This window comes from Gammaproteobacteria bacterium (genome assembly GCA_040183005.1).
In the GTDB taxonomy this organism is placed as follows: Bacteria; Pseudomonadota; Gammaproteobacteria.
Window position 1 is genome coordinate 451,860 of the sequence record JAMPIW010000002.1, and the last position, 14,218, is coordinate 466,077.

Sequence of the window (14,218 nt, forward strand, 5' to 3'; positions counted from 1 at the left end):
AAACTGAGGGCAACCCAGGGTGTGCCGCAATGCGCCCTTCAGCGAGATCTTGAACCGGCTCTAAGGCACTACCGAGTCAATCACCACTTTAACAGCGCTGCTGCCTACCTTCACTACCTGGCTGCTGCCCTGCAAGTCGCCCGCACGCGGCATGGCGTCGCCTGACTTTGAGATGCGCGCCCCGACCACGACTTCCGGCACACCGGACAGCTTCATGGTCGGCATTGCCGCCATGGAATCATCCAACGTAAACGATAACGGCAAATCCTTGACTTGGGCACGCATGATCGCCAGCGGCATGCGCGGACCCTGCGCCGCCCTGGCAAAGATAAATACCGTATCGGTGGGTGCGCTCTTGGCCGCAAGCGCGGGGGCAATATTCACCATACCGGATACAGTGGCGGCGGGAGCAGCCGTTCCGGCATCATTTGGTACAGCATCGGCATTGCCGGACATTGCGGGCATGCCCGGTGGTTTGCCAGAGGCCAGGCCGCGCGCCTCTTCGATGTTCGCCGCCATGGTGCGCGAGACATCGGAGTTAGGCGGCAAAAGCTTCAACAAACGCTCCCAGTGGGCAACCGCGCTGGAGAAGTTCCCCGCTTCGAAATCCGCCGTACCCCCCAGCCATAGCGCCTTCTGGTTATTGGGGTCTATCTTCAAGGCTTCGCGTATCAATGCAATGGACTGCTCATCCAGACGCTCGCCGTTGGCCATCGCCATTGAATCGGCATAATCCGCCAGAAGCTGGGCATCGGTGCGCACCATGGCAACCGATTTTGAGAAAGCCTCAGTGGCCTCGTCGAAACGCCCCAGGGCATACAATGACCGCCCCAGAACGGCCCAGCCTTCGGGATCCTGCGGATTCTTTTTCAGACGATCAATCAGCTTTCCGATCATCGCCTTGATCTGTTCGGGCGCATCGGAATGCTGTCCTGCCGCTGTAGCGTCGGCACTGGCCACCGGCTGCGGCCCAAGGGCATTGGGACTGCCGAATTTGACGTACAGAAGCACGGCGCACAATGGCAGGGCAAGACCCAACACAATCGCGGTAGCACGGCTGGAACGCGGCATGACCGAGACTGGAAGCGGCGCAGTGCCAGGCTGTGTTGTGACATCCTCCAACAGACGCCGCTCCAGCTCACGACGGCCCTGGGCATATTGCTCCGGCTCGACCATGTCATTACGCAGGTCGCGCTCCAGCTCGGCAAGCTGATCGCGGTAGATCGAGGTGTTGATAACTTCGCGTTCAACTACCTCTTTCTTATCCTTGTCCACTCGGTACAACAGGGGGGGTAATACAAAAAGCAGGGCGGCGATAATAAAACACGCCGCCACAATCCAAAATACCGTCATGCCTTAGTCTCTCCCGCCCCATCATTCAACAGTGCTGCTGCACGTTTACGCTCTTCATCAGTCAAAGCGGTCTCGGCAACGCGCCGCCGCCGCTTCATCAGGTTAAAAAATAATACGCCCCCCCCTATCACGGCCAGGATCAAGGGTCCGAACCACAGCAGGGCTGTCGTCGTATTCATCGGCGGGCGGTAGCGCACAAAATCACCATAGCGCGCCACCAGGTAATCGACCACCTCCGCGTCGCTCTTGCCTGACTTCATCAGATCGCGCACCTCGTTGCGCAGATCGGCGGCAAGCTCGGCATGGGAGTCCGCCAGCGACTGGTTCTGGCACACCAGGCATCGCAGCTCGGCGGACAGTGCCATAACGCGCTTTTCCAGCGCCGGATCTTTGTTCGTGAGTTGAGCCTCACCCGCCAGCACCGCCAGGGGTGAAAGACATAGCATTAGCGCAAATAAAACATGCTTCATGATTTTTCAAGCTCCTGGACCAGGGGCAAAATCTTGCTTTGCAAGGCATCCACCGAAACAGGGCCGATATGCTTGTAGCGTATGATCCCTTTTTTATCAATCACATAGGTTTCTGGGGCGCCATACACACCATAGTCGATACCCACCCGCCCATCACCATCGACGGCACTTAACACATAAGGATTACCAAACTGCGCCAACCAGTTCACGCTGTCTTCGCGCTTATCCTTATAGTTCAGTCCGTAGATCGGCACCAGACCCGCGCGCGACAACTCCATCAAGACTGGGTGCTCCTGGCGGCACGATACGCACCAGGACGCCCACACATTCAACAGCCATACCTTGCCCCGCGCGTCCGCTGGTGTAAAAAACTGGTTCGGCTCGTGTAACTGGGTCAGACGAAAATCCGGCGCGGCCTTGTTGATAAGCGGCGAGGGCAAGGCTTCACGGGTACCTTCCGGTTGCCGCAGTGTTACAAAGAAAAAACCCACCACGACGAGAAAAACGCCCAGAGGAAGAAGAAAACGCAACCGGAACATCAGGACTTGCTCTCCATTTCAGCTACCAGTGCAGACGGAGGCGCAGCAACCGCCACCTTGCCCTCCGGCTCAGCGGCCCCCGCGCGCGCCTTACGCGCCGCAAGGCGGTAACGGCGATCGGTAACGGCCACGAACCCGCCCATTGCCATGAAGAAGGCCCCGGCCCAAATCCAGTCCACAAACGGCTTGTAATAAATACGCACGCTCCATGCCCCGCCGCTCACCGGCTCGCCCAGCGACACGTAGAGGTCGCGGAACAGGCCGGTATCAATCGCGGCCTCGGTCATGGGCATGGTCTGCACGTTGTAGATGCGCTTTTCTGGATGCATTACGGTCAGATCCTTGCCATCCTTACTCACATGGAGAAAACCCCGCGATGCCGTATAGTTCGGGCCATCGACATCCACCACGCCATCAAAGCGGAAGGTATAGCCGCCGGCGGTCGTCGTGTCGCCAATATCCATGCGCACGTCTTTCTCGGTCTCGTAACCCTTCACTAAGGTAACGCCGATGATGAAAATTGCGATGCCACAATGGGCGAGCAACATCCCATAATAGCTACGCGGTTGGGCGGCCAACTTGGAGCCAATAGTATCCGACCCCTGGGGATTGCCGACCCGAGTCCACAGATTTTGCGCCGAGGTGGTGATAATCCAAGCGGCCATCAGCAGGCCCAAGCTGACCAGCGGATACCACTGCCCCATCACGAACGGCAAGGCCACCGCCGTCACCGCGCTGACCACGAAAGCCCATTTCAGCCGCACCGCTAACTCTGGCAGACTGGCCTGCTTCCAGCGCGCGATCGGCCCCAGCCCCATCATGAATACCGCCGGCGCCATCAGCGGCAGGAACACTGTGTCGAAGTAGGGCGGACCCACGGAGATTTTGCCCATATCCAACGCTTCGAGGAACAAGGGATAGAGCGTGCCCAGCAGCACCGAACCTGCGGCCACCGTAAACAGGACGTTGTTCGAGAGCAACATTGATTCGCGCGACACCACATTGAAACTGCCGCCCATGCCCACCTTCGGCGCACGCCAGGCATAGAGAGCCAGTGAACCGCCAATGACGATCACCAGAAAGGCAAGAATGAACATGCCGCGGGCAGGGTCGGAGGCAAACGAATGCACCGAGGTCAACACGCCGGAGCGCACCAGGAAGGTGCCCAGCAGGCTCAACGAGAAGGCGAAAATCGCCAGCAGTACCGTCCAGCTCTTGAAGCTGCCGCGTTTTTCCGTCACCGCCAGGGAGTGGATTAATGCGGTGCCGACCAGCCAGGGCATGAACGAGGCGTTTTCCACCGGATCCCAGAACCACCAGCCGCCCCAGCCCAGCTCGTAATAGGCCCACCAGCTACCCAGGGCAATGCCCATGGTGAGAAACGACCAGGCCACGGTCGTCCAGGGCCGCGACCAGCGCGCCCATGCGGCGTCAAGCTTGCCTGAAAGCAGCGCGGCGATGGCAAAGGCGAATGCCACGGAAAAACCGACATAACCCATATACAGCATGGGCGGATGGATAATCAAGCCGAAATCCTGCAACAGCGGGTTAAGATCGCGCCCATCGAGCGCGGCGGGGATCAGGCGGTTAAAGGGATTCGAGGTAAACAGCGTGAACATCAGAAAACCGACGCTGACCAACCCCATCACGCCGATCACCCGCGCCACCATATCGTCGGGGAGATGGCGGCTGAACAAGGTCACGGCCACCGTCCATACCGCCAAAATTGTTATCCACAGCAGCAGCGAACCCTCATGGCCACCCCATACGGCAGCCAACCGGTATTGGAGGGGCAGCGCAGAATTGGAATGCTCGGCCACATACTGCACAGAGAAGTCATTGACGCTAAATGAATAGGCCAAACAACCGAAGGCGATCACCACAAACAGCGCCTGCCCTTGCGCCACGGGACGGGCCAGTCCGATCCAGCGCGGGATGCCGCGCGCCGCGCCGATGATGGGCAAAGTACCCTGCACCAATGCCATCAACAGCGCTGTAATAAGGGCAAAGTGCCCAATCTCTGGAATCATTGTGTGCCCTCTTTGTGGAATGGGGACGGGTTCAAACCCGTCCCTACTGAGTAATTAACGTGGCGCCCGTCGGAGTGGCGGCGTTCTTGGCCTTGCCTTTGTCGAGGGCGTCTTTCACCTCAGGCGGCATATAGTTTTCATCATGCTTGGCCAGCACTTCCTCGGCGTAAAACACCCCGTCCGGGTTAAGCCGCCCCTGGGCCACAACTCCCTGACCCTCGCGGAACAGATCGGGGAGAATGCCTTTATAGGTGACCGTTATCTCCTTATGCATATCCGTCACTACAAAATGCACTGTCAGGCCATCGTCCTCGCGCTTGAGGCTACCCTTCTCCACCAGGCCGCCCAAGCGAAAGTTGCGCCCCTCAGGGGATTCCTTGGAGAATACCTGGGTAGGGCTGAAGAAGAACACCATGTTGTCATTGAAAGCGTTCAGCACCAGCGCGGCCGCACCGCCTAACCCGGCAAGACCTGCGACGATAAACGCCAGTCTTTTATGTCTGGATTTCATTTTTAACCTCTGTAGAAGTCACACGACTCATACGACCCAGGCGCTGCAATAAAGTTCGTTTTCTGCGCAGCAGCAGCACCACTTCGACAATCAGGCACAGCGCGGTGACACCATAGGAACCCCACACATAGAAGCCATAACCACCCATGGCAAAGAATTCGGACAAATTCATTTCGCGCCCCTCATCGCTTCGGCCACCCACTCGGCGTGGCGCTCCCGCTCCAGAATCTCGCAGCGTACGCGCATCAACGCCACGGCGATGGTGTACATCCAAAACGCCATTGCCATCAACATCATGGCAATGAACATGCTGGCCGCCATGGTAGGACCTTTGGTAGCCGTTATGGATGACCCCTGGTGCAGGGTATTCCACCATTTCACGGAAAAGTAGATGATCGGGATATTGACTACCCCCACCAACGCCAGCACGGCGCTGGCGCGGGCGGCGCGGCGCGGCTCGTCAATCGCAGCATACAGGGACATAAAGCCGATATACAGGAACAGCAGGATCAGCTCGGAGGTGAGGCGCGCATCCCATACCCACCACGCACCCCACATGGGCTTACCCCACAATGAGCCGGTCCACAGCGCCAGAAAGGTGAACATCGCGCCCGTGGGCGCCAGCGCGGAGGCCATCATCGACGACAGCCGCGAGTTCAGCACCAGCCCCATGCCGGCATAGCCGGCCATCACCACATAAATAAACATGGACATCCACGCCGCCGGCACATGGATGAACATGATGCGGTAGGCCTCGCCCTGCTGATAATCGGCGGGCGCCACAAAAAAGCTGAAATACAGCCCCGGCAGGGTAAACAGCAGCGCCGCGACGGCAAACCACGGGATCATCTTGCCGGCCAACGGGTAAAAGGCCTGCGGCGAGGAATATTTGAACCAATTGATTTTTTTAGCCATAAACAATTAAACCATTATTCCATCGAAATACGCAGTGCCGCAGAAGCGGCCCACGGCGCCAGAATCAGGGCGCCCAGCAAAAACGCGCCCAGCAGCGACAAATGCGCCTGTGCGCCCAAGCCGGACATGCTCGCATCCACCGCGCCCGCGCCGAAAATCAGCACTGGAATATACAACGGCAATACCAGCAGTGAAACCAGCACCCCGCCGCCGCGCACCCCCAGCGTCAGTGCAGCGCCGATGGCACCGATCAGGCTAAGCACCGGCGTTCCCACCAGCAGCGACAGGGCAAGGACCAGCAGCCCTTCCGGCGGCAAATCATACTGCACCCCCAGCAAGGGCGCTATCAATACCAGCGGCAACCCGGACACCAGCCAGTGGGCGAACACCTTGCCCAGCACCAACACCGGCAAAGGCTGTGGCGTCAGCAGCATCTGCTCCAGCGTCCCGTCCCGGTAGTCACTGTAAAACATGCGCTCCAGCGCCAGCATGGAGGCCAGCAACGCCGCCACCCATACCACGCCGGGGGCTATGATGCGCAGCGTCGCCATTTCCGGCCCCACGCCGAGGGGAAAAAGACTCACCACTATGACGAAAAAAAACAGAGTGGTCAAAACATCCGCACGACGGCGCAGCGCGAGGGTGATGTCGCGCGCCACGATGCAACGGAATGCGGCAGTCAGGCTAGTCATTGTTGTTAGTTATTATTGTAAGCCCAAATGGATGCGCCGCACGGTACCGGCCGGGATATCCACCTCCTGATGGGTTGTGAGAATCACCATACCCCCATTATGCAGATGCTGGCTTAACAGATCCTGAACGACAGCCACCGCCGCCACATCGAGCGCAGTGAAGGGTTCGTCCAGAATCCACAGCCGGGTGTTGCACAACAACAGGCGGGCCAGCGCAACGCGGCGTTTCTGCCCCTGGGACAACACCTTGGCGGGCAGGTCTTCACGTCCGCCCAACCCCAGCTTGCCCAAGGCGGCAACCACTTTGTCCTCCGGGGCATCCACGCCCGCCAGCTCGGCGGAGATGCGCAGATTCTCCAGCGCAGTCAATTCCTCCTTGATGCCGCCCAAGTGCCCGAGATAGGTCACATCCTTGAAATAGTCTTCGCGCAGGCTGCGGATGCTCTCGCCGTTCCAGCGGATCTCCCCCTCGGCGGGAGCGGTCAGGCCGCATACCATGCGCAACAGGCTGGTTTTGCCGCTGCCATTGGCGCCATGCACGTGCAGCAGCTCGCCGGGTTGCAGGGAGAAGCTCATGCCCGCGAACAGGCGGCGGTCGCCGCGCACACATTCAAGATTGGAAACTTCCAGCACCTGTTATCCGGTCTTCGCTTGGTTCAACATGTAATAAAACGCCCATTATAGATGGGAATGTGATGCAGAACCACTTGCAGATTTTATAGACTCAAGGCGACCGGGCCAACCGGAAACCCGTACCGTTGTCATTCATGTCAGGCGCATAGCTGCCTCGGGTAGCAGAGCGCGCATATTCCGCCGAACTGTTCCAGCCGCCGCCACGCACGACACGCACGTTGCAATCCCCACCTTGCCATGTCCGACCATCCGCCGGAGCACCGTTATAGTCCGGGTGCCAGCAATCTTCCACCCATTCCCAGACATTGCCATAAATGTCATATAAACCCCAGGGATTGGGGGCCTTTTTGCCGGCAGGCGCGGTACCTATGCCGCCGCTGGCCCCAAACCAGGCGTATTGTGGCAACATCTTTTTGTCATCACCAAACGAATACGCGCCACGGCTACCCGAACGGGCGGCATATTCCCACTCCGCCTCGGAAGGCAGGCGGTATTTGTTGGTGCGCTCCATGCGGTTGAGCTTCTGGATGAATTCCTGGGCCTGAAGCCAGCTCACCTGATCCACCGGACGGCGCGGGTCCATAAAGCGGCTGGGATTACTGCCCATCACCGCCACCCATTGCGCCTGGGTCACCTCGGTCTGGCTCAGGTAAAACGGCGCGAGCTGTACCGTATGCGCGGGTAATTCATCTGTCCCGGCCACCTCACTGCTCGTAATGCGGCCCATCACGAAGCTTCCGGCAGGCATAAGTATCATGCGGATACCTGCGGTGTTGGTGATCACATTCTCTTTGACGGCGTTAGCCGACAGACCTGCAACCGGCGCCTTATCCGCAGTACCCGTCGAATCCACGGCCAGCATGATGGCTACCGCCACCACGAGAATCAATACAACAGGCGCTATCAATACAACCAATTGAGATCTTGAATCCACCACAACTCCGTCCAACCACCCAAAAACCGTGCATGCAATAAATTGAAGGGAGATTAGAACCCGGACAAGCAGTACAAAGCAAGCGGCATGACGGCAAACCTTGCTGTAGATAGGGTATATGGATGGCTATGTTCACCAATACAAAGGGGCGCAATATGCGCCCCTTTGAAATTATCCACGCCCCCAAAATGATTGCGTTCACTTTCCCATCACTTCCTTGCCTCCCAACTCAGCGCACCGGAAAGCGCGGTGACAGCCAGGGATATTAAGCTGATTCAGCTATCTTTGATCTAGATCAAATTTTCGTCAAAATAGCATTTTCATCATATAGCAGCGTGTTGGTTTGCTATTTTTGGTCTGATTGATAGGGGATCGGCCTCGCCATGCCACGACGATTTTCTGCCCTTTTCCCAAGCATAAGCCGACACGGTGGCGTATAAATTCCATAGCCCAAATATCATTAGCCTCAGGCGGGCACGTGCAGCTGGGAGCTCGAGTGGACACCATTCGCTACACGGGCGGCTGCGCCCCAGGCGAGGCACTGCTCAACTAAATCTTCGAATGCTTGCGCCTTGGTAGCATCAAGAGGTGGCGATGCCAAGGTTTAACTTGTGGGGTGCAAATTCGATGCGAATACGAGTAGGAGCGGGAAACAATGCGTAGCAATAGTGCGAAGAGTTTACAGCAGCAACTAGCAGAAGGCTGGAGCGGATCTAAGAAGTGTTACCACCACCTTAGCAAACGCTGTTCGGCTGCCACAATTCCAGTATTTCTGTTCGTCGGAATGCTAGTTACTAGCTGGTTGGGTGAGGATGTGACATTCGACCAGCTTGGTTATCGCATTGAAGCTATAGCGATCTCGAGCATATATGGGCTTCTTTTACTTGGCACCGCCCTGGCAGTTCTGTATCTGTGGCCTCGGAAGTTGGTGCGTAGGCTGAGAAAACGATATGGAGTAGCACTGTTCAAAGGAGTTAAATCCGTTGAACAAGCAATGGCTGGGCTATTCTACCTATTTGTGCTGATGGCGCTCTTTTTTTTCACCGTATCTTATTTGGAGCACGCCCCTAAGCTTGCCGTGTTAGGGGCGATACTGTTAGTGTTTGCCGCCGCATTCGGATGTCTACATAAAGTGTGACGAATGATCTTTCCCAGCGCGATAACAAAGAGGCTCACACCATGGAAGTATGCGGCAATTATTCCTCTTCTTGTTGCCATTCCTTTCTTGGCAACGTGGCTCGCAGAGACGCAAAGAGTTGTAGTGTCTCTTGATACGGACACGATAACGGCAATACAAGATTCGAAATCGGACAAGCTACGGCTCCAAGAGTGGATTCAACGGGCCATTGAGAAAAAGTTAGAAAAACAACGCTCGGAGAAACAAAAGACAGAATCGAAAAACCAGTAAGTGATAGCCAATAACAACTTAGACACACCGTCAATCATCCAAAAATTCTAGAATACTGCAACGGCCCAAGAGCGGGCAGAGCCTCGCCCATTCGCCCATTCGCCCATTCGCCCATTCGCCGAGCCGCGAGCACGCAGGCACTCTCACTATTACGCGCGGCGTGCCAAGGTTGTTGTCGCGTCAGTGTGATTTAAAGTTGTTGGCGGTTCACGCGGCGAATTTTTTTGATTCGAGCCATCTCCAATAACCATCCCAACGGCGATTGGCGCGTGCGAAGCATAAGATCAATATGTAATCGGTATGGTCTAGCGACCACCAGGCACCTAGCCGCTTTAATCGTTGCTGAACAATATAGCGATAAGCGCTTTCAATCTCGCCCGAGCCGAGAGGTAATTTCTTCATCAGCATACATTTCCCAATGCCCGGCGAACAGCCTCCACATGAGGTGATGGGGCAACGCCCATTAAAGTGGAAAGTGCCGTGCGGCAGCGTTGATACACCACCATCGCCTCGGCACGGCGGCCCTGCTGCTGGTAGCAGGCCATGAGGCGCTGATAAAACACCTCGGCCAGCGCATCCACCTCCAAACCCTTGCGATAGCAGTCAATGGCTTTCTCCCACTCGCCAGCGTTTTCCCAGTATCTGCCCCGTGTTTCAAGATGACGCAGAAACTTGCTGTGCAGGCGCTCGCGCATGGAGAGCGCCCATGGGTATTCGATATCCTTGTTCAAGAAATGCCCTTGGTACAGGCTGTGCGCTTTCTCGGAGTTGAGCGTGGGCCTTGCGGTTTCCGCCTGACTTATCAAGCGCTCGAAAGCCCAGATGTCCACCCAGCAATATGACGCATCCAACGTGATGCGCCCATCCTTCACTTGAACGGTCTTGTCATTACCAAGCATGCTGCGCAGACGATGCAACGTAATACGCAAGACCTGACGACCGGCATCGCCATCGGCATCCGGCCATAAGGCATCGACAAGCTGAGCCTCGCAGACCTCCCGCCCACCAAAGGCAATCAATGCCTTGAGCAAGGCCAGCGGTTTTCCATGCACCTTACCACTGGTGGTATGGAGGGACTTACCTTCCTTGACCACGCTGAAGCGTCCCAATGTGTATATTTTCACTGCCCAGGGCCAGTTTTCACATTCCAGCGGGGGGCATGGCGGTTGCAGGTCGTGACTACGGATCAGCTCTCGGATGTATTCCACTTCAATACCATTTTCCAGCGCTTTTTTGCACAGCATAGCCATCATGCAAACACGCCAGCCGTGAACATTTCGATAACCTTGCCGCTGACCCAGTGCCAGCGCCTTACGCAGCGTACGCAAACCGCGTTCTTCCCTTTGTTGCATGAAAGAAAACTGGGCATCAAGGAGCAGGCACTGGAAATCGAGGTAACTGCTCTTCATGGCAACGCCTATGTCACGGGCACAGGCGAGATGGTCGAGCGCCTCGCGGCGCCTGTTACACTCAAGCAGGCCTTGCGCAAGCATGAGGTGAGACAGCACTTCAAGAACCGGCATACCACCTTCGGCGGCCAACCTGAGTGCGGTTTGAGCCTGCTCTACAACGCTCTGAAAATCATTGCGGCACAAACTATCCCATGCCAGAAAAAAGCAATGGAGAGAGACATCCAGTCGATGCGTGCTATCCAGCATTGCGCTCATGGCACAAAGATATCCGCGCGCGGCGATCACATCGCCACGGAGCAAGGCACCATGCGCGCCTTGGGCATGTAAGTGAAAGTCGGCTGATTGGTCACCGCTCACGCGCGCCTTTTCAAGACCCTCCGTGACAGCCTCCAGGCACGTCTCGGCGGAACGAGTGAACCAGCCCAGCATCGCCTCGCTGACCCGCCACCCCATCTGGGCCGTGGGGGATGCCTTTCCTGCCTCCGGCTTGATGGCATTGGCCACCTGCGCAGCCTTGTCAAAATGACCTCGCCACAGATAAAAGGTGAGCAGGTGATTGCCCAGCGCAATCCGTTGATTGATGTTGATGTCAATGTCGTCTTGCAACAAGCGCTGCGCGCGCGCTTCCCACAGGGCAATGCCAGGGTGGTGCGGCTGATGGAGCACCAGCGCGCCCAACATGCTTGCCGTGACGCGGGCCTCGATATCAGTGGACCCAAGCGTTGGGTAGGTGATGATTAGGTCATCCAGCACTTTGGTCCAATTCCCCAGCAAGGTGTAGTCTTTCCGTTCAGCCATGATGCTATCCATCACACCGGACCAGGCCGAAAACATCCCGGCGACGTCCTGCCTGGCCTTGAACAGGACAAGCGCCTGTTCAAAATAGGCCCGCGCCTGGCCAAGATCACGCGGAAAACAACATTGCGCACGCCAGTACAGCAACCAGGGATTTTCCTTGACGATACCCTCCGGCAAACGCTGCAGCCGGCTTTCCAGCGTCCGGTAACGCCCCTGGGTAACCAATGACGGCGCCTGTTTGCTGATAATCTGGGCGACGGTATCCCAATCGCTGATGGGCGAGAGTGCGGGAGCAGCATTGATTGGCTGCAAGGCAGGCCTGACAATCTGCAAACAGCTGTCAACCCTGGCAGGCAAAATACGCTGCGTGATTGTGGCAATAGAGAACGATTTATCCATGTTGTGCCCCCTGAAACTTGAATTCACTTAAACTCCTGAGCAAGCAGCCTAATTCACACTGACTTACAGACTACTTACAGATACGCAAAAAATTAATTGCGTTACCCCTCGCACATAAACTAATCGCCAGGTATCCATGCCGAAAGGAAATAATCCACGCCCGGAAAGTGACTTATTACCAAACCCGCCGCCCTGGGAAGTGTCGAACCTCTTCGGGAACGCTATACTTGCGAGAAACACTGATATTCTGGAATAACGCCTCATGAAAAACGCATTTGCCGCCCTCAAAACACACGTAGAACAAACCATCGTCGGACAACCGGTGCTGGTGGAGCGCCTGCTGATCGCCGTGCTGGCCGATGGCCATCTGCTGGTGGAGGGCGTGCCCGGGCTGGCCAAGACCACTGCCGTGCATGCGCTGGCCGACGGTATGGCGACACACTTTCAGCGCATCCAGTTCACCCCCGACCTGATCCCGGGCGACATCACCGGCACGGACATCTTCGTGCCCAACGAAGGCCGCTTTCAATTCGCCCCAGGGCCGATCTTCAATGACATCATCCTCGCCGATGAGATCAACCGCGCCCCGCCCAAGGTGCAGACCGCGCTGCTCGAAGCCATGCAGGAACGCCAGGTTACGGTGGGCGGCGTCACGCGCAAACTCTCATCCGTGTTCCTCGTAATGGCAACACAAAACCCCATCGAACAGGAAGGCACCTATCCCCTGCCGGAGGCGCAGCTCGACCGCTTTCTAATGAAGGTGGATCTGGATTATCCGAATGCCGCAGAGGAGCTTGAGATCCTGCGCCGCGACAGCGCACGTCTGCGCGGGGATCAGCCTGCCGCAACACAGGCCGTGCTGACGCCAGAACAGGTGCTGGAAGCGCGCGCCGCCGTCAATCGCGTGTACATGGATCAGATGCTGGAACGCTACATCGTCACGCTGGTGGGCGCCACGCGCGATGCAGCACCGTGGGATAATGAGGCCGCCGCATGGCTGTCACGCGGCGCCTCGCCGCGCGCCACGCTGGCACTGGCCCATGCTGCCCGGGCGCGCGCCTGGTTGCGCGAGCGCGACTTCGTCGAGCCGGGAGACATCATGGATCTGGCCTATCACGTGCTGAATCACCGCATCGCCCTGAGCTTCGCCGCCCGCGCCGATGGCGTGACGCGCCAGCAGGTCATCGCGCGTATTGTAGAAAAAGTGCCTGCGCCTTGAGCGATATGACCAACTCAACACCCCTCCTCACCACGGAAGACCTGGAGCAATTGCAGCTACAAACCCTGGAGCGCGGCAAGCCCTCCCGGCATGTTGTGGCATCACCGCTTGCCGGACAGCAACCCTCCGTATTCCGGGGCCGCGGCATGGAGCTTGAAGACGTGCGCGCCTACCAGACCGGCGACGATGTGCGCCGCATGGACTGGCGCGCCACCGCGCGCAGCGGCAAACCTATCATGAAAGTGTTCCGCGAGGAGCGCAGCAAAGAACTGTTTTTGGTGATCGACCGAGGGCCAGGCATGCACTTCGGCACACGCGGCGAACTGAAGGCGGCGCGCGCCGCACGCGTGGCGGCATTGCTGGCGTTTTCGGCCCTGGCGGCGCGCGAGCCGGTGGCCGGTATCGTGGTCGACAACCGCGAACAATTCTTTCCCCCGGCGCGACACCTGGAAGGCGTATTGGCCCTGCTACTGGCCGCCTGCGCGCCACTCCCGGAAAGCCCTTCGACGATTGCCGTCGAAACGCTGCTCGAACAGATCGACCGCACCGCCGAACGCGGCTCCCTGATTTGCCTGATCAGCGATTTCGCACAATGGCGTGAGGAACATCTGCCGTTGTTGCTGCATCTCACCGCGCGCCACAAAGTTCTCGCGCTGCGCATCGTCGACCCCGGCGAAGAAGAGCTGCCGGACGCCGGCAAGATCCGCGTCGTGTTACCCGCCACTGGCACGATGTGCGTCGTCGATACCTCCGATGCCGCACTGCGCACCCGTTATGCAAAAGCGATGGCGGAGCGCGCCGCCGCGCTGGAGGGCCTGTTCAGGTACGCCGGAATTGCGCTGCGCCCGGTGCATACCCACCGGGATGTCCTACAAGAAATGGACAGTCTCGATTTCTGACGCAGT

General features: G+C 57.7%; 15 protein-coding genes. 3 read left to right on the forward strand and 12 right to left on the reverse strand.

Features of this window, described 5'->3' with window-relative positions:
- Positions 1 to 60: 60 nt before the first annotated feature.
- From ccmI to M3A44_03825, 10 genes are all read right to left on the reverse strand, one after another.
- The gene (gene ccmI, locus M3A44_03780; protein MEQ6340778.1) at positions 61 to 1,353 is read right to left on the reverse strand and encodes a c-type cytochrome biogenesis protein CcmI; all 1,293 of its coding nucleotides are present in this window, start codon (positions 1,351 to 1,353) and stop codon (positions 61 to 63) included.
- Complete coding sequence (locus M3A44_03785; protein ID MEQ6340779.1) at positions 1,350 to 1,823, reverse strand: cytochrome c-type biogenesis protein CcmH; 474 nt, start codon at positions 1,821 to 1,823, stop codon at positions 1,350 to 1,352. The genes ccmI and M3A44_03785 overlap by 4 nt, the downstream gene beginning before the upstream one ends.
- Positions 1,820 to 2,362, reverse strand: coding sequence for a DsbE family thiol:disulfide interchange protein (locus tag M3A44_03790; GenBank protein MEQ6340780.1), 543 nt, complete (start codon positions 2,360 to 2,362; stop codon positions 1,820 to 1,822). Before M3A44_03790 ends, M3A44_03785 begins: the two co-directional genes overlap by 4 nt.
- Entirely contained in the window at positions 2,362 to 4,392 is a 2,031-nt protein-coding gene (locus tag M3A44_03795; GenBank protein MEQ6340781.1) for a heme lyase CcmF/NrfE family subunit, read from the reverse strand. The genes M3A44_03790 and M3A44_03795 overlap by 1 nt, the downstream gene beginning before the upstream one ends.
- Positions 4,393 to 4,435: 43 nt before the next feature.
- On the reverse strand, positions 4,436 to 4,903 hold the full coding sequence (gene ccmE / locus M3A44_03800) for a cytochrome c maturation protein CcmE (protein MEQ6340782.1): 468 nt from the start codon (positions 4,901 to 4,903) through the stop codon (positions 4,436 to 4,438).
- Positions 4,887 to 5,075, reverse strand: a complete 189-nt coding sequence (gene ccmD, locus M3A44_03805; GenBank protein MEQ6340783.1) for a heme exporter protein CcmD — start codon at positions 5,073 to 5,075, stop codon at positions 4,887 to 4,889. The genes ccmE and ccmD overlap by 17 nt, the downstream gene beginning before the upstream one ends.
- Positions 5,072 to 5,818 carry a heme ABC transporter permease gene (locus tag M3A44_03810; protein ID MEQ6340784.1) on the reverse strand — a complete coding sequence of 249 codons (747 nt, stop codon included), beginning with the start codon at positions 5,816 to 5,818 and terminating at the stop codon, positions 5,072 to 5,074. The genes ccmD and M3A44_03810 overlap by 4 nt, the downstream gene beginning before the upstream one ends.
- Positions 5,819 to 5,832: 14 nt before the next feature.
- A complete protein-coding gene (ccmB, locus tag M3A44_03815) occupies positions 5,833 to 6,510 on the reverse strand; it encodes a heme exporter protein CcmB (GenBank protein MEQ6340785.1) in 678 nt (225 codons plus the stop codon).
- A 12-nt stretch (positions 6,511 to 6,522) separates the two neighbouring features.
- Positions 6,523 to 7,143: a cytochrome c biogenesis heme-transporting ATPase CcmA gene (gene ccmA / locus M3A44_03820; GenBank protein MEQ6340786.1), complete on the reverse strand. Its 621-nt coding sequence runs from the start codon at positions 7,141 to 7,143 to the stop codon at positions 6,523 to 6,525.
- 91 nt (positions 7,144 to 7,234) lie between these two features.
- Positions 7,235 to 8,077: a formylglycine-generating enzyme family protein gene (locus M3A44_03825; GenBank protein ID MEQ6340787.1), complete on the reverse strand. Its 843-nt coding sequence runs from the start codon at positions 8,075 to 8,077 to the stop codon at positions 7,235 to 7,237.
- Between the two features lie 655 nt (positions 8,078 to 8,732).
- Between M3A44_03825 and M3A44_03830 the strand changes: the two genes are divergently transcribed.
- Positions 8,733 to 9,215: a hypothetical protein gene (locus tag M3A44_03830; GenBank protein MEQ6340788.1), complete on the forward strand. Its 483-nt coding sequence runs from the start codon at positions 8,733 to 8,735 to the stop codon at positions 9,213 to 9,215.
- A gap of 477 nt (positions 9,216 to 9,692) precedes the next feature.
- Here M3A44_03830 and M3A44_03835 read toward each other — a convergent pair whose 3' ends face one another.
- Complete coding sequence (locus tag M3A44_03835; GenBank protein ID MEQ6340789.1) at positions 9,693 to 9,887, reverse strand: hypothetical protein; 195 nt, start codon at positions 9,885 to 9,887, stop codon at positions 9,693 to 9,695.
- Positions 9,887 to 12,094, reverse strand: a complete 2,208-nt coding sequence (locus tag M3A44_03840) for a hypothetical protein (protein ID MEQ6340790.1) — start codon at positions 12,092 to 12,094, stop codon at positions 9,887 to 9,889. The genes M3A44_03835 and M3A44_03840 overlap by 1 nt, the downstream gene beginning before the upstream one ends.
- A gap of 262 nt (positions 12,095 to 12,356) precedes the next feature.
- Here M3A44_03840 and M3A44_03845 point away from each other — a divergent pair, with 262 nt between their 5' ends.
- Both M3A44_03845 and M3A44_03850 read left to right on the forward strand, forming a co-directional pair.
- Positions 12,357 to 13,313 (forward strand): AAA family ATPase, encoded by a 957-nt coding sequence (locus M3A44_03845; GenBank protein ID MEQ6340791.1) that lies wholly within the window; start codon positions 12,357 to 12,359, stop codon positions 13,311 to 13,313.
- A gap of 5 nt (positions 13,314 to 13,318) precedes the next feature.
- Positions 13,319 to 14,212 (forward strand): DUF58 domain-containing protein, encoded by an 894-nt coding sequence (locus tag M3A44_03850; GenBank protein ID MEQ6340792.1) that lies wholly within the window; start codon positions 13,319 to 13,321, stop codon positions 14,210 to 14,212.
- The last annotated feature ends 6 nt before the right edge of the window (positions 14,213 to 14,218 follow it).

Coding starts and splice junctions, on each gene's coding strand:
- ccmI (MEQ6340778.1), bottom strand. CDS start 1,353: ATGACGGTATTTTGGATTGTGGCGGCGTGTTTTATTATCGCCGCCCTG.
- M3A44_03785 (MEQ6340779.1), bottom strand. CDS start 1,823: ATGAAGCATGTTTTATTTGCGCTAATGCTATGTCTTTCACCCCTGGCG.
- M3A44_03790 (MEQ6340780.1), bottom strand. CDS start 2,362: ATGTTCCGGTTGCGTTTTCTTCTTCCTCTGGGCGTTTTTCTCGTCGTG.
- M3A44_03795 (MEQ6340781.1), bottom strand. CDS start 4,392: ATGATTCCAGAGATTGGGCACTTTGCCCTTATTACAGCGCTGTTGATG.
- ccmE (MEQ6340782.1), bottom strand. CDS start 4,903: ATGAAATCCAGACATAAAAGACTGGCGTTTATCGTCGCAGGTCTTGCC.
- ccmD (MEQ6340783.1), bottom strand. CDS start 5,075: ATGAATTTGTCCGAATTCTTTGCCATGGGTGGTTATGGCTTCTATGTG.
- M3A44_03810 (MEQ6340784.1), bottom strand. CDS start 5,818: ATGGCTAAAAAAATCAATTGGTTCAAATATTCCTCGCCGCAGGCCTTT.
- ccmB (MEQ6340785.1), bottom strand. CDS start 6,510: ATGACTAGCCTGACTGCCGCATTCCGTTGCATCGTGGCGCGCGACATC.
- M3A44_03830 (MEQ6340788.1), top strand. CDS start 8,733: ATGCGTAGCAATAGTGCGAAGAGTTTACAGCAGCAACTAGCAGAAGGC.
- M3A44_03835 (MEQ6340789.1), bottom strand. CDS start 9,887: ATGAAGAAATTACCTCTCGGCTCGGGCGAGATTGAAAGCGCTTATCGC.
- M3A44_03840 (MEQ6340790.1), bottom strand. CDS start 12,094: ATGGATAAATCGTTCTCTATTGCCACAATCACGCAGCGTATTTTGCCT.
- M3A44_03845 (MEQ6340791.1), top strand. CDS start 12,357: ATGAAAAACGCATTTGCCGCCCTCAAAACACACGTAGAACAAACCATC.
- M3A44_03850 (MEQ6340792.1), top strand. CDS start 13,319: ATGACCAACTCAACACCCCTCCTCACCACGGAAGACCTGGAGCAATTG.